Raw genomic sequence first — 19,548 nt, forward strand, 5'->3', positions numbered from 1 at the left:
GCAAATGGCAAAATATCAAGATATTGCAGAAGAGATAAAACAAAAGATCCTTCGTGAGGAATACGAAGTAAATACAACCATTCCCTCAGAATTCAAGCTGCAAGAAATATATGACGTCAGCAGACATACGATTCGGCAAGCAATCGCTGTGTTGGTAAATGAGGGCTATCTGCGTAAAGAAAAAGGATCGGGCACATATGTAGATGACAGCTATAAGATAGAAAAAACACCATTGAACAGAACAAAAACGATCGGTGTCATCACCACATATCTCTCTGATTATATTTTTCCGTCGATTATCCGAGGAATCGAAAATGAATTACGAGAGTCTGGGTATTCATTGCTTTTAGCCAGTACGAATAACGATCACGAATTGGAAAAAGAGTGTTTGAAGAAAATGATTGCTTATGGGGTAGATGGTTTGATCGTTGAGCCTACGAAAAGTAATCAGTATAACCCAAACTTAGCACTTTATGTTGCTTTGAGAGAACAAGGCATTCCGATGGTGATGATCAATGCTGCTTATGAAGAGTTAAATGCCTCTTATATTTGTTTAGATGATGTGAAAGTCGGTTTTATGGCAGCAGAATATTTGATAAAAAAAGGACATCAGCGTCTGTTGTTCATCACAAAAATCGACGATCTTCAAGGAAAATACAGGATGAAAGGTTTTATCAGCGCGTGTGAACAGTATAATGTGCGTTTTTTGACGGAAGATATCATTACTTTCACCACGGAAACACGAGAAACAATCGCTGAAAAAACAGTACAACGGTTGAAAGAAGAACAAGCTTTAGATGGCATCATTTGCTATAACGACCAAATAGCTAGTTTATTGCTAGATAAGCTGACAGAAAATGGCTATCAAATTCCAGATGATCTATCCATCGTAGGAACAGACGATTCTTCTTTAAGCCATTTAGGAAATAAAAAATTGACAACATTGACACATCCAAAAGAAAAGTTGGGACAAGATGCCGCACGGTGGATCGTCACAACGATTGAAAAAGGACAGGCACAGCCGAATATTCTTTATGAACCTGTACTAGTTGAACGGGAAACAGTGAAAGAAAACGAAAAATAAGAGACGGGTTTTTACCGCCTCTTATTGCTCCTACGGTTACTCGTCGCAATGTTTGTGAGAGCTTTTGATCGCTCAAGGCTGAACGTTTCTTTCACCACCTCTCCACTAAACGGTGTTCTCCTACCAACTGGTCACAAGTCACAATATTCATCAAACATGAGAAGCTGTTTTTTGAAATTGTTCCTTGTGACTCGAAACTAAGCGGTTCCTTCTTATTTCTTGAAGCTGACCACTTCTGTCACAACCTCTTTAAGAATGATGGATAGAAATACGTTTAGGATAAGTTTTTTTAGATGCACTTTGTTCGATTTCCTCTAAAGATTTCCCACGAGTTTCTGGTACGATCTCTTGAATAAATAAAACCCCTAAAAAGCAGATGATCCCAAAAATGCCGAAAACGATTTCTTGAGACATAGAAGCAGTCATCACAGGAAAAAGCAAGCCAACTAGGAAAGAACCAATCCAATTAAAAGAAGAGGCTAGGCCAGATGCTCGCCCGCGGACAGCTAGTGGGAATATTTCGCCTACGATTACCCATGTCAGTGGAGCCCATGTGCAAGAATAAAATGCGACATAAATACATAAAAACAAGAGAATCAACAACGAATTTGTATGAGCATCCAGTACAGTTCCTAAAACAGCTGGTAGGATGAAAGAAAGTCCCATCACGCTACCGCCTATTTTCAATAAAGTTCGCCGATTGAACTTGTCTGCAATAACCAAAAAGAGCAAAGAACCAGCAACTAAAATGATTCCTTGGATGATCGGCCACATCAATGCATCGCTCGCTGCATGCCCAGTCGCTTTTTCTACGATCAGCGGAATATAGTAAAAAATAGCATTAGCTCCTTGAAATTGCTGGAATACTGCTACACCAATACCGGCAATGACTAAGGAACGATATTTTTCTAAAAACAAAGTATGCCAAGAAGTTCCGGTTGTCTTTTCTTGTTTGACATTCAGCTGGATTTGTTCGAATTCCTGTTCAGCTTCTTTTGGTGTCCGAATATAGTTCAATACTCTTTTTGCCTCTTCCAAGCGGCCAGATTGCATAAGAAAACGCGGTGACTCTGGTAGAGCTAAAACACCGAAAAATAAAATCAGCGCGGGGACAGCAGCGAGCCCTAACATCACGCGCCAAGCCATCGTTTCAGGCAACCCTTTTAGCAAATAATCTGCAACATAGGAAAGGAGCATGCCAGAAGCAATCATCACTTGATTGATCCCTGACAATCTTCCCCTTAGTCTAGCAGGAGCCATTTCAGACATATAAGCAGGAACTAGGGCAGATGCAGCGCCAACAGCTAAACCTAGAAGAATCCTTGCTGCAATCAGAAAATAAGAACCATTGTGAGGGGCAGATGCAGAAAGGACAGAACCAGCCATAAAAATAAGTGCAGAAAGAAGAATCATTTTTCGTCGTCCAAGCTTATCAGAAAGAAGACCAGATAAAGAGCCGCCAAGGATCGCACCTAACATGACCGAAGACGTGATCCATCCTATCAAAGAAGCTTTACCTGCCAAACCCCAATCATGCTGTAAAAAAGGTAAGGCGCCGGTCATAACACCAATATCATATCCAAATAGAATGCCGCCAAATGCGCCAAAAAAATAAATAAACGATGAGGAAACTTTTTTTTCTTTTTTCATAAGTATTCTCTCCTTCTAGAATTTCGAGAAGGCGGTTGATCAGATTTTGTAAGCAATTTCATTTTATAACTTATGTACGTACAAAACAAGTGTTTTTTATTGTATTCTTGTAAATAACCGCTTGACATGTACGTACAAAAGTATACAATAATCATTGTAAGCGCTACTAAAAAGACGGTTTGATCAGGTTTGACGAGAAGGAGGGAGTTAAATCATTATGAAGGAAGTAAATGCGCAAAGTATGTTAGATGTCATAGATGGTCGTACATCTTTAGGGATTGAGTTTGGATCAACTAGGATCAAAGCTGTATTGATTGATTCATCTTTTACTCCTATTGCCGCTGGTAGTTATGAGTGGGAAAACAAACTAGAAAATGGTATCTGGACCTATTCATTAGAAGATATTTGGAAAGGACTGCGCGTCAGTTACCGAAAAATGGCAGCAGAAGTATTCGAAATCTATGGCGAGAATCTTACGACAATCGGGTCGATTGGGTTCAGTGCAATGATGCACGGTTATCTAGCATTTGATAGCAAGGAACAGTTACTAGTACCATTTCGTACTTGGCGAAATACAATCACTGAAGAAGCAGAACGAATATTAACGGAAAAATTTCAATACAATATTCCGCAGAGATGGAGTATCGCTCATTTGTATCAATCTATTTTGAATAAAGAAGAACATGTGAAAGAAATTAATTTTTTGACAACGCTTGCAGGTTATGTCCATTGGCAGCTTACTGGTGAGAAAGTACTAGGCGTAGGAGATGCATCAGGCATGTTTCCTATCGATCCTTCAACGAAAACCTACCATCAAGAAATGAAAAATATTTTTGGTCAGTTAATCGAAAAAGCGCACGTAGCGATTGACTTGGATCACATTTTGCCTAAAGTTCTAGTAGCAGGAGAAGAAGCTGGCAAGTTAAGCGAATCAGGGGCTTATCTGATCGACCCTACGGGAAATTTGAGACCAGGAATCCCGGTTTGTCCGCCAGAAGGGGATGCAGGAACCGGTATGGTCGCTACGAACAGTGTAGCCAAACGGACAGGGAACATTTCGGCTGGTACTTCCGCCTTCGCTATGATCGTATTAGAAAAAGAACTAGAAAATGTCCATCCGGAAATCGACATGGTCACTACACCTTCAGGAGAACTAGTAGGCATGGTTCATACGAATAACTGCTCTTCGGATATCAATGCTTGGGTCAGTATTTTTGAAGAATTTACCAATTCTTTGGGTATGGAGATAAGCAGAGATAAATTATTCACGGTATTATTCAACAAAGCGCTAGAAGGCGATACGGATTGCGGGGGATTACTTTCTTATGGTTATTTTTCCGGTGAAAACATTACAGGAGTAAATGAAGGAAGGCCATTATTTGTACGTACACCAGGTAGCCGTTTTGATTTAGCGAATTTCATGCGGATCCATTTAGCCAGTGCTTTTGGTGCAATGAGAATCGGAATGGATATATTGAAATCTGAGAATGTCCAAATTGATCGTTTAGTGGGGCATGGGGGGATTTTTAAAACACCAGAAGTTGGACAGCGGATTCTAGCATCTGCTATGGAGGCACCAGTTACAGTGATGGACACAGCCGGAGAAGGTGGAGCGTGGGGAATCGCGTTATTAGCAGCCTATATGATGGATCGACATGGGAAGTCTTTAGAAAACTTCTTGGCAGAAGACGTGTTTGGACAAGACCAAGGAATCACCATCACACCTTCAGCAGAAGAAATAGCAGGCTATCAGATATTTATGAGACGTTACCGTGAGGGGATCGACATTGAAAAAACAGCGATTCATCAATTGCAAGAAAAAGGAGTGATAGAAAATGCTGGAACAACTGAAAGAAGAAGTATACCAAGCAAATCTTGACTTGCCTAAACACGGACTCGTCAAATATACATGGGGAAATGTGAGCGCTTTTGATCCTGAAACACGATATTTCGTTATCAAACCTAGCGGAGTCAGTTATGAAGAGATGACAGCAGACGACATGGTCGTTGTGGACTTGGACAATCATATCATTGAAGGTAAACTCAATCCCTCTTCGGATACGCCTACTCATGCTGTTTTATATCGTTCATTTCCTCAAATCGGAGGAATCGTCCATACTCACTCGACATGGGCGACGATCTGGGCACAAGCAGGATTGGATGTTCCTGCGATGGGGACGACGCATGCAGATACTTTTTATGGATCGGTACCTTGTGCTCGATTTTTGACACAACAGGAAATCGACAGCGGGTACGAATATGAAACAGGAAAAGTTATCATAGAAACATTCAAAGAACGCAAAATTGATCCCTTAGCAATTCCAGGGGTACTTTTACACGGACACGGTCCATTTACTTGGGGGAAAGATGCGCAAAGTGCGGTAATGAACGCAGTCGTACTAGATGAAGTATGCAAGATGAATTTATTTACCAGACAGCTCAATTCATTTTCAGAAGAGCTGCCTCAACGGATTTTAGATAAACATTATTTACGAAAACACGGAAAAAATGCGTATTACGGACAAAACAAATAAAAGGAGTGGCTAATTATGTTGAATATTGGAGAAAAAGAATTTTGGTTTGTTGTAGGATCACAGCATTTATATGGGGAAGAAGCACTGCGAGAAGTAAAGAAACATGCACAAGAAATGGTCGATGAACTGAATGAAAATGGCCAATTGCCTTATCCAATCCGCCTTCAAGAATTAGCAGTTACTGCTGATACGATCACAAAAATCATGAAAGAGGTCAATTATCGAGAAGAAGTAGCAGGTGTGATCACTTGGATGCATACTTTCTCACCAGCAAAAATGTGGATCCGCGGGACAAAGCTTCTACAAAAACCATTGCTTCATTTAGCTACGCAATATAACGAAAGCATTCCTTGGAAAACGATCGATATGGATTTCATGAATTTAAATCAATCCGCTCATGGTGACCGCGAATATGGGTTCATCAATGCTCGATTAAATAAACAAAATAAAATCGTCGTTGGCTACTGGAAACGACCTGAGATCCAAAAAGAGATTGCTGATTGGATGGATGTTGCAGTAGCCTATAATGAAAGTTTTGGAATAAAAGTGGCTCGTTTTGGTGACAACATGAGAAACGTGGGTGTCACAGAAGGAGACAAAGTGGAAGCACAGATTCAATTTGGTTGGACTGTTGATTATTTTGGTATCGGAGATCTTGTACAAGTAATCGATCGCGTATCAGACGAAGAAGTCGATCAATTATTTGAAGAGTACAAGGAATTGTATACCTTCGACTATGGTGATTATGAAGAAAAGACATGGGAGGAACATGTAAAAGTACAAGCTCAGCAGGAAATCGGTATTCGCCGTTTCTTAGAAGAAGGAGGCTATAACGCTTTTACGACTAATTTTGAAGACCTGTATGGAATGAAACAACTACCTGGACTAGCTGTACAACGTTTGATGGCAGAAGGATACGGTTTTGCTGGGGAAGGCGACTGGAAAACTGCAGCGATTGATCGGTTGCTGAAAATCATGGCTCGAGGGAAAGATACAGGATTCATGGAAGATTATACTTACGAGCTAGCTAGTGGCCAAGAAGCAATCTTGGAATCCCATATGATGGAAGTAGATCCGACGCTTGCTGCGACGAAACCAAGAATCGTTGTTTCTCCTTTATCAATGGGAGATAGAGAAGATCCGGCGCGTCTTGTATTTGATGGGAAAGCAGGAGAAGGGGTAGTCGTATCGATGGCAGATTTCGGTACGCATTATAAACTGCTGATCAATGAAGTAAAAGCCTTTGAACCAACGACTGAAGCACCTAATTTACCTGTTGCACGTGTGTTATGGAAAACTAAACCGAATTTCCATGAAGGTGTCCATTCATGGATTCAGGCAGGTGGCGGTCATCATACCGTTGTCTCGCTAAATCTAACAACAGATCAAATTGAAACGTGGGCAAAATTAGTTGAGTTGGAAACAGTGGTTATTAGATAAAAAGAGGTTGTGAAAAAGCCACTTAGTTTTAAGAAATAAGAAGAGATTGACGAAATTTGCTTTTCAACTTTTTTGAAATTTAGTCTTATTATCAATGTCAGCTAACGGAACACCATTTATCAAGATATCTCACCCTCAATATTTTGCTCTCGAAAATAAGGCTTATGGCAGTAACTTGTCATAGCCTTATTTTTATCACTCAGCCTACTCTGCTCTAACTGCTCTTTTTGCTTCTAGGAAGTCAAATGGTAAACAGTTGTCTAATTGCAGAAATTTCGAGATACTTGTTAGTAAGGAGGGGGGGTTATGTATCACGTTCATTTGATTGATGCTATTCCAGAACAAGAGATAGAAAAGTTACAAGGGGAATATTTCAAAATAATAGATGATTTGCCAGCCGAAGGAATAGTTATTCGTAGTACGAAAGTGAAAGATGAATGGCTTACACCAGATTTGCTAGCAATTTCAAGAGCTGGTGTTGGGGTGAACACGATCAACGTTGAAAAAGCTTCTGAAAACGGGACGATCGTCATGAATACACCAGGTGTAAATGCTAATGCAGTAAAAGAGCTTGTTTTGTGCTGTTTGCTCTTATCTTCCCGTCCGATAATCGAAGCAAGTCGTATGGTACAAACACTAACAGGTCCTAATATTTTAGAACAGGCAGAAAACAAAAGAAGTGCTTATGTGGGACGAGAATTGCAAGGCAAAACCATCGGTCTTCTTGGTCTTGGAGCGATAGGCACAAAAGTAGCGCTAAGTTGCTATAGCTTAGGGATGGATGTCTTGGGTTATTCTATCCGCGATGCCCAGTTGGATTATGTTCGGCAAGCAGATTTAGAAACAGTTCTTTCTACCTCGGATTACATCGTAGTCATGCTGCCGTTGACAGAAGATACAAAAGGATTGATCGATCAGGCGAATATAGAAAAAATGAAAAAAGATGCTGTACTTATCAATGTAGGAAGAAGTGAAATTGTTGATAAATATGCTGTTATGCAAGCATTGGAAAAACAACATCTGGCTAAATACTTGACTGATTTTCCAGAAGAAGAGTTCTTAGAAAATGACCGTATACTTATGTTGCCTCATCTAGGGGGATCGACTCAGGAAGCTTTGGCAGACAGCGGACGTTTGGCAGTTGAAGCCTTAAAAGATTATCTTTTGTTCGGTACGGTTAGAGAAGCGGTCAATTATCCATCCGCACGAATGTTTTTCCAAGCGCCGTTTCGATTCACTATATTTTATCAAAAGAAAACCAATATATTAGCAGAGATATTTTCTCTGCTGAATGAGAACGAGCTAGCGATCGCAGATATATCGCGTAACCATAAGAATGAGCATGTCTACATATTGATTGACATAGACAGTACTGATTTTGAACAGCTCAATCAAGTGAAACAACAGCTAGAAAAAATTTCTGGAGTACGAAAGGTCCGCTTATTAAAGAAACCAGAAAGGCCATAAAGAAAGAGAATATTTGGATTTCATTAATTCTTCTTTCCGTTCTTTACTTTCGAATTTCGTACAACTAAAATAAGAGAAGCAACATTCTTTTATTGATAGAAATGAAGGAGCAAGCATTTGAAAAGATATATAAGCAGACTTTCGACCAAACAGAAAAAGATTTTAAAAGGAACAGCAGCAATCATCAGTATCTTTTTTCTTGTTGTTTTTAGTAATTTATTTTTGCAGTGGTGTCAAAATGATCTATCCGTAGACCTTGCGTTGAAATTTGCTTTTTCTTGGCATACGGAAAAATTCTTCTTAGCCTGTCTCGTCTTGCTGATTATTCTTATTTTTCTGATTGCACTAGCAGGATCTGTCCCTTTAGGTTCCCTTACGTATGTCGTAGCCATCGGTGTATTAGGTTTTGCAAATTATATGAAAATGAGTTATCGGCAAGAACCGATTTATCCAGACGATTTGAAGATGATCACTGAAATCGGATTGCTGAAAGATATGACCGGCACTATGCTGTTTACAGTGATCTTAGCTGCCGCAGGAACCGTGATAGGATTGTTTTGCTGGTACATGTTTCGAAGCCTGAAAAAAGGAAGGCGATTCCAATTGATCCGATTAACGACACTGCTTGTGGCAATTGGACTGCTAGGGTATATCAGTAATTTCAACAATCCCGATAATTTGTTGCGAAAAGCATATAATAAAACGGCACTATGGATACCTTACAGCCAGAAAATGAACTACTATAACACTGGTTTTATCGGTGGGTTTTTGTACAATCTGAAGGTAGAACCAATGGATGAACCTGAAGGATATTCGAAAGAAAAGATCAAAGAAATCACTGAAAAATACCAGAAGCTAGCCGATGAAAAAAATAAAACTGTAGAGGAAGAGTCGCCGAACATCGTGTTCGTGATGAGTGAAAGTTTCTCAGATCCTAGTCGATTAAACGGCGTAGAAGTATCTGGTGAGCCATTGGCAGATTATTATGAAGTAGCTGATCAAACATATAGTGGCAATATGCTTTCTCAAAACTATGGCGGTGGAACAGCAAATATCGAATTTGAAGCATTGACTGGTTTTTCTATGGCGTTATTTAATGCGCAACTCACCACCCCTTACACGATGCTTGTACCAAAAATGGATCAGCTTCCTTCTATCGTTTCAGCGTTAAACGCACAATCATACCAGACGACAGCGATCCATCCATACAATACTTCGATGTATAAAAGAGAGGATGTTTATCAGACATTAGGATTTGACCAGTTCATCAGCGAGCGTACGATGACCTATACGGATACGATAGAGAATAATCCATATATTTCTGATGAGTCAGCTTACAAAGAAGTAATGACACTTCTCAAGGAAGAAAAAACACCTCAGTTCATTCATTTAGTCACGATGCAGACACATATGCCCTACGATGGAAAGTATGATAATCTAGACTATCCTGCAAAAACTTCAGATGGAAGTGGGACACTTGACTTAGAGAATTATCTGCAAGATATTTCCTATAGCAGCACGGCACTGAAGCAGTTCACGGAAGAATTGAAGAATCTTTCTAGAAGGACTTTAGTTGTTTTTTGGGGGGATCATCTTCCAGGGATCTATTCAGATACGATCCAAGCAAAAAATGACAAACAAACATTGCATGAAACACAATTTCTTATGTTCGACAGTAAAGGAGAATTAGAAAAGCAAACGACTCACGATGCAATCACCAGTCCGTTTTATTTTGCAGCGAATCTAATGGAACAGACGAATCAGACAACAAATGGCTTTTATCAGCTGCTTTTATCATTAGAACAGGAACTTCCGGCGTTTGAACGAGAACTGTACTATCAAAACGGACAGTGGTATAAAGAAGCGCAATTCAATCGCTCGCAACAAGAGATTTACGACGAATATCAATTGATCCAATATGACATTGTCGCAGGGAAACAATATAGTTTAGCAGATGGTTTCTTTGAGCACGAATAAGAATGGCGAGCTGTATAGAAACCATTAAATTTTTTCAAGTACTTGTCATTTGAGGATAAAAACAAGTAGAATAAATAATAACAACAATGGAGAAAGTAGGAAAACGAACATGTTACCGAATATTGGCTATTATGTGCAGTCCATCGATCAAATCGTCAAGGAAACAGAAGCAATCGGAGAAGGAATGCATCCGAAATATGAAGTGATCAGAAACGCAATTGATGAAGGAAAAACAAGTGAACTGGACAAATCGACTCTTGAAGAGATCATCCTGTTATTTGAAGAAGGAACAAAAAAATATCGGGCAATGCTTAAGAAAGTCAGTACTTTGCGTCCACCAGCAAAAGCAATGGGCATTCATAAAAATTTTGAAAAAGCTTATCTTTCATATGTAGCAGGCTGTGAAGAAATGATCCAAAGTATCGATCTTGAATCAGGGGTAGATGAAGATCTATTCAATACATCTGAAGCAAAACAAGACCAAGCGACAGACCAATTGACAGCTGCCATCCAAAAAATGACTAATTTGTTGTTGAAAAAATAAAAGAAATCTTTGATAACAATAAAAACTAGAGTTATCTAATATAAATGTAATATTACCTTTATGATAGAGTGATCAAAATCCTTTATGATAATGACATACCTATAACCAACAACAACCTTGTACTTACTCAAAATCGAGTAAATACTCCTTTTCCGTCGAGTCTAACCATCTCGGCGGTTTTTTATTTGTAGAAAAGAACATCAGGATAGACGGAAAAGTCTTGTCCTGATGTTCTTTTCAGATAGTATGGAAAGCTGATTAGTTTTCTACATTCTGTACATATTGTTCAAAGTAGTTCTGTAAATCGGCTTTGAGTTTCTGATATTCCTCTTCGCTATACTCTTTATCTTCGATTTTCCCATCAAAGAAAGGAATATTTAGTTCTTCCCGTAGTCTGTCTAATACGTCTTGCTGATTCATTTCATTCTCCTTTTCTTACTAACGATCAAAATAAACACAGACACATTCTGGTGCATAGACATCTTTTTTCAGTAATTCCAGTAATCCTGTTTCAGGATGACGGCGATATAATGTCAGATTATCGGTGTTCTGATTGGCACACACGACAAAATTATTGCTTGGATCTAGTGCGAAATCGCGGGGAAAATCCCCTTCTGTTGAGATGATTTGCTTGTTTTGAATGTGGGAACCATCTTCAAAAACTGCGAATACAGCAATCGAGTTATGTCCTCGGTTAGAAGCATAAAGGAACTTGCCATCATTTGAAATGCGGATAGCTGCCCCTCCATTTTCACCGTCGAATTCTTCTGGCAAGGTCGATATTTTCTGTAATTCTTCAAAAGCACCTGTTTCTTTATTATAAGAAAGCACGCGGACTGTGCTGTCTAATTCACCAAATAAATAAGCGAATTGTCCATTTGGATGAAAGACAAGATGGCGAGGGCCTGTTCCTGGCTCTGCAGTGAAGGTAGTTACAAGATTCAATTTGCCGTTTTCGGACACATCATAAGTATACACACGATCTGTACCAAGATCACATACGACTAATCGTTGGTCAGGAGTCAGATCCGTATAGTGGACATGCGCATGATCTTGGTTTTTATGAGGACCTGTCGCTTCTTGATGGAATATTGAATCTGCTGCTTTCAGTTCGCCATCTCCTAATATATGGTAGACATTTACTTCACCTTTATGATAGTTCGCCCCGTATAGTAATTGACGTGCTTCATCAACCGCTACATAACACAAAGGAGCGCCAGACTCTGTTACCGCATTCAAAAAATGAAAATCCTTATCGTACGCACCGGCACCACCTAATCCATCCACACTAGTAACTGTGTAAAGATTGCCAGCTTTACTTTTTGCTACATAGGTAGGGCTATTTTCTTCAACAGCTAATGAAAGGTTGGCTAATTCTTCTTTTTCTGTATCAAGGTCGATCGTATAGATTCCTTTACTTTCGCGACGCGTATAGGTTCCTAAAATTATCTTTTCGATCATATGAGCTGATTCCTCCTAATTGTAATGAAATAGTTTTCGTTTTTATTCTATCACATAATTATTCCACACGGCTAAAGAATGAGAATGTGTTATACTGTTTTTGAAAGCAATTAAAGGAGAGAGTGCAATGATTCAGGCAAAGATTACAGAAATTGGGACAGAAGCAATAAACAAGGAAGAACCCATGCTGATTTTGTTCGATAAAACAGCAACAGCTGCCTTACGAAAATATTCGGTGATTCAAGAAGTATCAAAAGACGAACCTTTTTCTTTGAAAGCAGGCGGAACAATTGCTTTTGATGATCAGGTATATACGATCGATTATGTCGGTCCGATGGCCAATGGGAATTTAGAGACAGTAGCTCACGTATCATTGATTTTTGATGCTTGTCCAGAAGAAGGACAAATTGCAAATGGAATCTATCTTCATCCGCATAGACTGCCTGCTATTGGTTTGGGAAGCCAAATTTTTTATAACTAACAGGAGGAATTATGGAAGGAAAAAATAAGAAGAACAGACCGGTATCGTGGTTTTGGCGCTGGTTTTTAAATAATCAAGTAGTCACAGCCTTACTTGTTGTATTGTTAATATTGCTGATCGTCTTTTTATTTACAAAAGTTTCATATTTGTTTGCACCAATCTGGCAATTTTTAGCAATCGTAGGTCTGCCTATCATTTTAGCAGGAATCTTGTATTACTTGATGAATCCGGTAGTTGATTACTTTGAAAAGCGAAAAGTACCAAGGCTTTACAGTATCATTGGGCTGTTTGTTTTGGTTGTTGCACTAATCGCATGGGGGAGCGTAGTGATCATCCCTAAGATTCAGGAACAAACAGTGAGCTTCATCAGTAACTTCCCTCAATATGTAGATACGATTGATAATAAATTAACCGAGATTTTGCGGGACCCGCTGTTCAACCAATTTCGCGAACAGTTGGAAACAGCAGGTGATAAGTTCATGAATTCGGCAGGCGATATGATCCAAGATATATCTAAGAGTACAGTTCAGAGTCTTGGAAGTTTTGTCGGCGCGGTAGCGACTATTTTAGTGGCTCTGCTGACGATGCCGTTTATCTTATTTTATCTATTGAAAGACGGTAAACAATTAGCACCTTATTTTGTCAAATTTTTACCGACACGCATGCAAAAACCGACGTTGAATGTGCTGAGTGAAATGAATAGTCAAGTTTCTTCTTATATAAGAGGACAACTAACTGTGGCTTTTGCTGTGGCAATCATGTTTATGATTGGTTTTGCGGTCATTGGTTTAGAGTATGCTGTCACGTTGGGGATTATTGCGGGTTTTTTGAACCTGATCCCTTACTTAGGATCATTTTTAGCGATGATTCCGGCTATCTTTTTAGCCATTGTAGCAGGTCCATTCATGATCATCAAAGTACTGATCGTTTTTGCAGTAGAGCAGACAATAGAAGGACGCTTGATCTCTCCATTAGTACTAGGGAATCAGTTAGCAATCCATCCAGTAACGATTTTATTAGTTCTGCTGACTTCTGGGAAATTGTTCGGAATCATCGGTGTGATCTTGGGGATTCCTGTTTATGCAGCAGCTAAAGTAGTGATTACTCATGTTTTTGAATGGTACACAACAATCTCTTCTCTTTATGAAGAAAATCCGTTGAAAAAGCAGAAAGAATAACAAAAAGAGACAGATGGGAAAATATCCAAGGCACAAATGCTGCTTTGAAGATTTTTTCCTCTGTCTCTTTTGTATGCATTTATCTCAATTTTTAAAATGATTTACCTAAAGCAGCAGCTTTATCTAATGCATTTTGCATCAACTCATCTGCACGGTCAGGGTCATAATCGATTCCTTCGATGAATAGCTGATCTACTTGATCGATGCCTACAAAGTTTAAAATACCTTTTACATATTGAGAGGCAAAGTCTTGTCCGTTGTATACACCGCCATTAGATTGGATGTGCAGTGCTTTTTTACCTGTCACTAATCCTTCTGGCCCGTTTTCTGTATAGCGGAACGTTTTTCCAGCTACATTGACGGTATCGAACCAAGCTTTTAATTTTGTTGGGATATTTAGATTCCATAAGGCGTTTGCGATAACGATTTTATCAGCAGCAAGGAACTGATCAGTCAATTCATTGAAACGAGCAATTTTTTGTTGTTGACTTTCTGATAAGGAAGTGAATTCTGCACCAGCACGTAATGCTTCCCAACCTGATAATAATTCTTCATCGATTTCCGGAATATCATCGCGATAAAGTTCCAAAACAGTCACTTCATCATCTGGATGATTTTCTTTATAACTTGTTAAAAAAGATGTCAATGCCTTAACTGTGCGCGATTCTTCTGCAGTTAGGGGATGACCTTTGACTACTAAAACAGATGCCATATGCTTACCTTCTCCTTTTATTGCTATGATTGTTATAACTATGACTAACAAAATCAGTTTACTCGAAAAAGAAAAGGCTATCAAGTCATATTGATAAGGTTGAAGAATAAATAACTAAAAAAAGACAGGGTATAAAAGAGGCTGTGACACGATTTTTTGTCACAGCCTCTTTTGAATCTAACAAGCAATATTCAAGCAACACTCGACTGAAGAGCTTCCATCCCACCAATGATATAAACAGCACGAAAACCATTAGCAGTAAGTTGATCGGCTAATGCTTCTGATCGCCTGCCTGTATAGCTTAGAATATAATAAAGTTTCTTTGGATCTAGATTTTTTAATTGTCTTGGCAAGATAGCAGCGGGGATAGAAAGCGAGTGGCTTAAGTGGTTTTTTGTGTAATCTAAGGTATTTCTTGTATCTAAAACGATGCTGTCAGCATCGAGAGGCAATTTATTGAAGTCTTGGACACTAATTGATTGGGCCATTTATCTCATCCTTTGTTTAGTATGTGGCTATTTTAATGGGCAACTCTCATTAATTCAAATGGAAGGATTCCTCTTATCACTTTTTTAATGTATCGGATGATAATGAAAAAAGTTATGCAAATGTCTTGCAAAACAGGTAGGAGCTGTTATAATGACATAGCGTCATATGACAATGTGTCATCTTGAAAGAAAGGAGGATCCATATGCCGACACAGACATTTTTCCATTTGCCTAAAGAAAAACAAAAAAGACTAATCGAGGCTGCGAGAATCGAGTTTTCTAGAGTACCCTTAAAAGAAGCTTCGATTGCTAATATCGTCAAATTAGCGGATATCCCTAGAGGCAGTTTCTATCAGTATTTTGAAGATAAAGAGGATCTTTATTTTTATTACTTTGAGACAATGAGACGTGACAGCTCTAAAGATATGTTACAACTAATGAAAGAATCCGATGGTGATCTATTCAAAGGATTCGAATCCTATTTTTCTAAAATGATTTATGAGATTTTGGAAGGCGAGAATGCTTCTTTTTATCGTAACTTGTTTATGAACATGGATTACCGTGCCTCAAGAAAAGTCGCTCCTCATACGAGTCGCCAAAAAACGCCTCACGATCCACATAAAGAACACAAACAAGATGCAAAAGAGTTGCTTGAATTGATCGATCGGACGAAGCTGAAAGTAAAAAATGATCATGAATTGGAATTACTGATCCAATTAGTGATGAATACTGTATTTACAACAATTGCGCATTCGTATCGCTTATTTTCAACATCTGAAGATTACTCAGTAGAGCAAGCAATCAGTGAATTCAATTTGAAACTTTCTTGGCTGAAAAACGGAGTATATAAATAGAAAGAAGGGAAATAGATGCTAAAAATCGTAAAACGGATCTCCTTGACTTCAGCAATTGCAGCTGCAGTTTTCATGGTGATCCAAGTACTGGCAGATTTATATTTGCCGACACTTACCTCCAATATTATTGATAAAGGGGTAGCGCAAGGAGATGTCGATTATATTTGGCATACAGGTTTTGTGATGATCGGCTTTTCTTTGATCAGTATCTTAGCTGCTATCGCAAATACATTTTTTGCTACTCGTGAATCACAGAAACTGGGTAAGCAATTGCGTACGGATGTCTATAAAAAATCAGAGAGTCTGACAAAAGATGCGTTTGATAAATATGGAACGGCCTCTTTGATCACAAGAACGACCAATGATGTGACTCAAATCCAAATGGTTACACAAATGTTTTTACGTATGATGATCAATGCACCAATCACGTTGATTGGCGCGAGCATACTTGCTTATCAAAAAGATCATCAGTTGACAAAAATCTTCTTAGTTGTCATCCCAGTAATGATTATTTTGATCGGCGGAATCATGTACTTTGCTGTTCCATTATTCAAAAGTATGCAAAAGAAAACTGACCGTTTAAACCTGGTATTTCGAGAAGGATTGACAGGGGTCAGAGTGATTCGAGCATTCGATAAGACACGCTTTGAAGAAAATCGTTTTGATTTAGCGAATAAAGATTATACAAATACGGCAATCAAAGTTAATACGATCGTCGCATTGATGATGCCAATGATGACATTGATCATGAGCGGTACAAACGTAGCAATCACTTGGTTTGGTGGACACTACATAGCAGATATGACTTTGGAAGTCGGTAATCTGATTGCATTTATGACTTATGCGATGCAGATCTTGATCAGCTTTATGATGCTTTCCGCTATTTTTATCATGGTGCCTCGTGCACAAGCTTCAGCTGACCGTATTAATGAAGTGTTGGATGAAAAAATCGGTATCCATGACCCTGAAAATCCTAAAACAGTTTCTTTTGCTGGAAAAAACGCAACATTGGCCTTCAATCATGTCAATTATCGATATCATGGAGCAGAAAAACTTGCATTGGAAGATATTGATTTCCAAGCCAAGTCGGGCGAGATCGTCGCAATCATAGGGGGGACTGGTTCAGGTAAAACGACCTTAGTCAATTTGATCCCTCGATTATATGACATCGAATCTGGTTCGATCCAAATAAATGGAACGGACATTAGTGACATGACTCAATATAATTTGCGAGAATTAATGGGCTTTGTTCCTCAAAAAGCAGTTCTGTTCTCTGGAACGATCCGAGACAATATGCAGTATGGTAAGCCGGATGCAACAGATGAAATGATTTGGAAAGCATTAGAAATCGCACAAGCTAAAGATTTTGTTTCAGAGATGGAAGATGGCTTAGATAGCCATGTGGAACAAGGAGGAGGAAACTTCTCTGGTGGACAAAGACAGCGTCTGGCAATTGCACGGGCATTAGTCAAAACAGCAGATATCTATGTGTTTGATGATTCCTTCTCAGCGTTGGATTTCAAAACGGATGCCAATCTTCGCCAAGCATTGAAAACGAATATGAAAGAAAGTATCACCGTTTTAGTTGCTCAACGAGTAAGTACAGTAATGGATGCAGATATGATCCTTGTGCTAGATGAAGGAAAACTGGTTGGCAAAGGAACACATGAAGAACTATTAGCAACAAACGAAACTTATCAAGAAATCGTTCATTCACAACTAAGAGAGGAGGACTTAGCATGAGTAAAACAAACACACGTCCCTCTCATGGACCAGCAGGCGGTCCAGGACATGGTGGACCTGGCAGAAATCTCGGTGTAAAAGGTGAAAAGCCTAAAAATTTCTGGGGAACGGTACGCCGATTGTTTGGCTATATGTCTAAACGTATGGTTGCGATCATCGCTGTATTTGTACTAGCAATAGCAGCCGTGATCTTCCAAATCCAAACACCAAAGGTCTTGGGGAAAGCAACCACAGAAATATTCAAAGGTGTAATGGCTGGCGCTCAACAGATGCAACAAGGCCAACAAGTAACAAAATTTCCGATAGACTTTGATAAAATCGCGCAGATCATTGCGACAGTAATCGTGATGTATTTGATTTCTGCTGTATTCAACTTTTTACAGCAATTTATTATGACACGTGTTTCCCAACGAACAGTTTATGAATTACGTCATGATTTGGAAGCCAAAATGAATCGTGTACCGATTTCCTATTATGATACACATACAAATGGGGATATCATGTCTCGAGCAATCAATGATATGGATAACATCGCAAGCACGCTGCAGCAAAATTTGACTCAATTTGTAACTAGTGCAGTCACATTGATTGGGGTCATCGTGATGATGCTTTCAATCAGCTGGCAATTGACGTTAGTCGCGTTATTGATGATCCCTTTAAGCTTGATCATCGTGATGATCGTAGCGCCGAAATCACAAGTGTTTTTCGCAGATCAGCAAAAAAGTTTAGGTTTATTGAATAACCAAGTAGAAGAAACATATGGTGGTCATACCATTGTTAAAACATTCAATCATACTGAAAAAGACCAGGAAGTATTTGAAAAAGAAAATCAGAATCTGTATGCCGCTGGTTGGAAAGCTCAATTTATTTCGGCAATCATCATGCCGTTGATGAATTTCGTTAAAAATCTAGGCTATGTGTTCGTCGCTGTACTAGGCGGAGTAAAAGTTGCAAATGGGAACATGACATTAGGGGATGTTCAAGCGTTCTTGCAATATACAACACAGTTCTCTCAACCAATCACTCAACTTGCAAGTTTGATGAACACTATCCAATCAACAGTTGCTTCAGCCGAACGGGTATTTGAAGTGTTGGATGAAGAAGAGATGTCCAATGAAAAATCTGGCCTTCCAGAAGAAAAAGATACACCATACAAAGTTCGTTTTGAAAATGTTCAATTCGGCTACACACCAGATAACTTGCTAATGACTGATTTTAACTTGGATGTCAAACCTGGTGAGATGGTCGCTATTGTAGGTCCGACTGGTGCAGGGAAGACGACACTGATCAACCTTCTTGAACGGTTCTACGATGTTTCTGGAGGTAGTATTCGTTACGATGGTGTAGATACCCGTGATCTTTCACGTGATGAATTGCGCGCACAGTTTTCAATGGTACTGCAAGATACTTGGCTGTTTACAGGAAGTATCTATGACAATATCAAATATGGGAACGACGATGCAACAGACGAACAAATCATTGAGGCTGCTAAAGCTGCTCACGTAGACGATTTTGTTCGTAAATTGCCAGAAGGATATAACACTGTATTAAACGAGGATGCAAGCAATATTTCGCAAGGGCAGCGTCAGCTAATCACAATTGCGCGGGCATTCTTAGCAAATCCAGATGTCCTGATCCTTGATGAAGCAACATCTAGTGTAGATACACGAACAGAAATACTGATTCAAAAAGCGATGAACCGCCTATTGGAAAACCGGACAAGTTTCGTTGTTGCTCACCGCTTGTCTACAATACGCGATGCAGACAACATTATTGTGATGAATCATGGTTCGATCGTAGAAACAGGAAACCACGATACATTGATGGAAAAAGACGGATTCTATGCAGATCTTTATAACAGTCAGTTTTCTGAAGAAGAAGCTTCATAGAATAGTACAAATTTATTATTTTTTTTAGGGGCTGTGACAAAAGTCG

Annotated in this window: 18 protein-coding genes; 12 read left to right on the forward strand and 6 right to left on the reverse strand. The window is 39.1% G+C overall.

Features of this window, described 5'->3' with window-relative positions; genetic code table 11:
• Positions 1 to 4: 4 nt before the first annotated feature.
• Complete coding sequence (locus DIZ30_RS02825; protein WP_002297695.1) at positions 5 to 1,084, forward strand: GntR family transcriptional regulator; 1,080 nt, start codon at positions 5 to 7, stop codon at positions 1,082 to 1,084.
• A 249-nt stretch (positions 1,085 to 1,333) separates the two neighbouring features.
• Here the strand turns inward: DIZ30_RS02825 and DIZ30_RS02830 are convergent, their stop codons facing one another.
• Positions 1,334 to 2,734 carry a sugar porter family MFS transporter gene (locus DIZ30_RS02830; protein ID WP_002287287.1) on the reverse strand — a complete coding sequence of 467 codons (1,401 nt, stop codon included), beginning with the start codon at positions 2,732 to 2,734 and terminating at the stop codon, positions 1,334 to 1,336.
• Positions 2,735 to 2,951: 217 nt separating this feature from the next.
• On the opposite strand from DIZ30_RS02830, the gene DIZ30_RS02835 reads away from it, so the two are divergent.
• From DIZ30_RS02835 to DIZ30_RS02850, 4 genes are all read left to right on the forward strand, one after another.
• Complete coding sequence (locus DIZ30_RS02835) at positions 2,952 to 4,613, forward strand: xylulokinase (RefSeq protein ID WP_002294116.1); 1,662 nt, start codon at positions 2,952 to 2,954, stop codon at positions 4,611 to 4,613.
• Complete coding sequence (locus DIZ30_RS02840) at positions 4,570 to 5,268, forward strand: L-ribulose-5-phosphate 4-epimerase (RefSeq protein ID WP_002287284.1); 699 nt, start codon at positions 4,570 to 4,572, stop codon at positions 5,266 to 5,268. The genes DIZ30_RS02835 and DIZ30_RS02840 overlap by 44 nt, the downstream gene beginning before the upstream one ends.
• 15 nt (positions 5,269 to 5,283) lie before the next feature.
• On the forward strand, positions 5,284 to 6,708 hold the full coding sequence (gene araA, locus DIZ30_RS02845) for an L-arabinose isomerase (RefSeq protein ID WP_086272947.1): 1,425 nt from the start codon (positions 5,284 to 5,286) through the stop codon (positions 6,706 to 6,708).
• A gap of 306 nt (positions 6,709 to 7,014) precedes the next feature.
• The gene (locus tag DIZ30_RS02850; RefSeq protein WP_002287280.1) at positions 7,015 to 8,175 is read left to right on the forward strand and encodes an NAD(P)-dependent oxidoreductase; all 1,161 of its coding nucleotides are present in this window, start codon (positions 7,015 to 7,017) and stop codon (positions 8,173 to 8,175) included.
• Here DIZ30_RS02850 and DIZ30_RS13625 read toward each other — a convergent pair.
• Complete coding sequence (locus DIZ30_RS13625) at positions 8,152 to 8,292, reverse strand: hypothetical protein (RefSeq protein ID WP_002321042.1); 141 nt, start codon at positions 8,290 to 8,292, stop codon at positions 8,152 to 8,154. The two genes, DIZ30_RS02850 and DIZ30_RS13625, sit on opposite strands and share 24 nt — an antisense overlap.
• On the opposite strand from DIZ30_RS13625, the gene DIZ30_RS02860 reads away from it, so the two are divergent.
• The gene (locus DIZ30_RS02860) at positions 8,293 to 10,152 is read left to right on the forward strand and encodes an LTA synthase family protein (RefSeq protein ID WP_002287279.1); all 1,860 of its coding nucleotides are present in this window, start codon (positions 8,293 to 8,295) and stop codon (positions 10,150 to 10,152) included.
• A 109-nt stretch (positions 10,153 to 10,261) separates the two neighbouring features.
• Entirely contained in the window at positions 10,262 to 10,696 is a 435-nt protein-coding gene (locus tag DIZ30_RS02865; protein WP_002294114.1) for a hypothetical protein, read from the forward strand.
• A gap of 258 nt (positions 10,697 to 10,954) precedes the next feature.
• Here DIZ30_RS02865 and DIZ30_RS13495 read toward each other — a convergent pair whose 3' ends face one another.
• Positions 10,955 to 11,116 (reverse strand): hypothetical protein, encoded by a 162-nt coding sequence (locus DIZ30_RS13495; protein ID WP_002287277.1) that lies wholly within the window; start codon positions 11,114 to 11,116, stop codon positions 10,955 to 10,957.
• An 18-nt stretch (positions 11,117 to 11,134) separates the two neighbouring features.
• Positions 11,135 to 12,157 (reverse strand): lactonase family protein, encoded by a 1,023-nt coding sequence (locus DIZ30_RS02870; RefSeq protein WP_002307191.1) that lies wholly within the window; start codon positions 12,155 to 12,157, stop codon positions 11,135 to 11,137.
• Between the two features lie 127 nt (positions 12,158 to 12,284).
• On the opposite strand from DIZ30_RS02870, the gene DIZ30_RS02875 reads away from it, so the two are divergent.
• Entirely contained in the window at positions 12,285 to 12,638 is a 354-nt protein-coding gene (locus DIZ30_RS02875) for a PTS glucitol/sorbitol transporter subunit IIA (protein WP_002294113.1), read from the forward strand.
• 11 nt (positions 12,639 to 12,649) lie between these two features.
• On the forward strand, positions 12,650 to 13,816 hold the full coding sequence (locus DIZ30_RS02880; RefSeq protein ID WP_002287273.1) for an AI-2E family transporter: 1,167 nt from the start codon (positions 12,650 to 12,652) through the stop codon (positions 13,814 to 13,816).
• Between the two features lie 91 nt (positions 13,817 to 13,907).
• On the opposite strand, the gene DIZ30_RS02885 is transcribed toward DIZ30_RS02880, so the two are convergent.
• Together DIZ30_RS02885 and DIZ30_RS02890 are read right to left on the reverse strand one after the other, a co-directional pair.
• The gene (locus DIZ30_RS02885; protein WP_002287272.1) at positions 13,908 to 14,528 is read right to left on the reverse strand and encodes an NAD(P)H-dependent oxidoreductase; all 621 of its coding nucleotides are present in this window, start codon (positions 14,526 to 14,528) and stop codon (positions 13,908 to 13,910) included.
• A gap of 191 nt (positions 14,529 to 14,719) precedes the next feature.
• Positions 14,720 to 15,016 (reverse strand): rhodanese-like domain-containing protein, encoded by a 297-nt coding sequence (locus DIZ30_RS02890; RefSeq protein WP_002287271.1) that lies wholly within the window; start codon positions 15,014 to 15,016, stop codon positions 14,720 to 14,722.
• 203 nt (positions 15,017 to 15,219) lie between these two features.
• Here DIZ30_RS02890 and DIZ30_RS02895 point away from each other — a divergent pair, with 203 nt between their 5' ends.
• The 3 genes from DIZ30_RS02895 to DIZ30_RS02905 are packed head-to-tail and all read left to right on the forward strand — an operon-like array spanning position 15,220 to position 19,502.
• Positions 15,220 to 15,870, forward strand: a complete 651-nt coding sequence (locus DIZ30_RS02895) for a TetR/AcrR family transcriptional regulator (RefSeq protein WP_002287269.1) — start codon at positions 15,220 to 15,222, stop codon at positions 15,868 to 15,870.
• Between the two features lie 15 nt (positions 15,871 to 15,885).
• Positions 15,886 to 17,613 (forward strand): ABC transporter ATP-binding protein, encoded by a 1,728-nt coding sequence (locus DIZ30_RS02900; protein WP_002287267.1) that lies wholly within the window; start codon positions 15,886 to 15,888, stop codon positions 17,611 to 17,613.
• Positions 17,610 to 19,502, forward strand: a complete 1,893-nt coding sequence (locus tag DIZ30_RS02905) for an ABC transporter ATP-binding protein (protein ID WP_002287265.1) — start codon at positions 17,610 to 17,612, stop codon at positions 19,500 to 19,502. The genes DIZ30_RS02900 and DIZ30_RS02905 overlap by 4 nt, the downstream gene beginning before the upstream one ends.
• Positions 19,503 to 19,548: the final 46 nt, after the last annotated feature.

This window comes from Enterococcus sp. H57 (genome assembly GCF_003112495.1).
Classification (GTDB): Bacteria; Bacillota; Bacilli; order Lactobacillales; family Enterococcaceae; genus Enterococcus_B; species Enterococcus_B faecium.

What these genes read in the sequence shown, in the direction of transcription:
- DIZ30_RS02895 (WP_002287269.1), top strand. Translation starts at nt 15,220, where the DNA reads ATGCCGACACAGACATTTTTCCATTTGCCTAAAGAAAAACAAAAAAGA.
- DIZ30_RS02890 (WP_002287271.1), bottom strand. Translation starts at nt 15,016, where the DNA reads ATGGCCCAATCAATTAGTGTCCAAGACTTCAATAAATTGCCTCTCGAT.
- DIZ30_RS02885 (WP_002287272.1), bottom strand. Translation starts at nt 14,528, where the DNA reads ATGGCATCTGTTTTAGTAGTCAAAGGTCATCCCCTAACTGCAGAAGAA.
- DIZ30_RS02865 (WP_002294114.1), top strand. Translation starts at nt 10,262, where the DNA reads ATGTTACCGAATATTGGCTATTATGTGCAGTCCATCGATCAAATCGTC.
- araA (WP_086272947.1), top strand. Translation starts at nt 5,284, where the DNA reads ATGTTGAATATTGGAGAAAAAGAATTTTGGTTTGTTGTAGGATCACAG.
- DIZ30_RS13495 (WP_002287277.1), bottom strand. Translation starts at nt 11,116, where the DNA reads ATGAATCAGCAAGACGTATTAGACAGACTACGGGAAGAACTAAATATT.
- DIZ30_RS02880 (WP_002287273.1), top strand. Translation starts at nt 12,650, where the DNA reads ATGGAAGGAAAAAATAAGAAGAACAGACCGGTATCGTGGTTTTGGCGC.
- DIZ30_RS02830 (WP_002287287.1), bottom strand. Translation starts at nt 2,734, where the DNA reads ATGAAAAAAGAAAAAAAAGTTTCCTCATCGTTTATTTATTTTTTTGGC.
- DIZ30_RS13625 (WP_002321042.1), bottom strand. Translation starts at nt 8,292, where the DNA reads ATGCTTGCTCCTTCATTTCTATCAATAAAAGAATGTTGCTTCTCTTAT.
- DIZ30_RS02840 (WP_002287284.1), top strand. Translation starts at nt 4,570, where the DNA reads ATGCTGGAACAACTGAAAGAAGAAGTATACCAAGCAAATCTTGACTTG.
- DIZ30_RS02900 (WP_002287267.1), top strand. Translation starts at nt 15,886, where the DNA reads ATGCTAAAAATCGTAAAACGGATCTCCTTGACTTCAGCAATTGCAGCT.
- DIZ30_RS02850 (WP_002287280.1), top strand. Translation starts at nt 7,015, where the DNA reads ATGTATCACGTTCATTTGATTGATGCTATTCCAGAACAAGAGATAGAA.
- DIZ30_RS02825 (WP_002297695.1), top strand. Translation starts at nt 5, where the DNA reads ATGGCAAAATATCAAGATATTGCAGAAGAGATAAAACAAAAGATCCTT.
- DIZ30_RS02905 (WP_002287265.1), top strand. Translation starts at nt 17,610, where the DNA reads ATGAGTAAAACAAACACACGTCCCTCTCATGGACCAGCAGGCGGTCCA.
- DIZ30_RS02870 (WP_002307191.1), bottom strand. Translation starts at nt 12,157, where the DNA reads ATGATCGAAAAGATAATTTTAGGAACCTATACGCGTCGCGAAAGTAAA.
- DIZ30_RS02835 (WP_002294116.1), top strand. Translation starts at nt 2,952, where the DNA reads ATGAAGGAAGTAAATGCGCAAAGTATGTTAGATGTCATAGATGGTCGT.
- DIZ30_RS02875 (WP_002294113.1), top strand. Translation starts at nt 12,285, where the DNA reads ATGATTCAGGCAAAGATTACAGAAATTGGGACAGAAGCAATAAACAAG.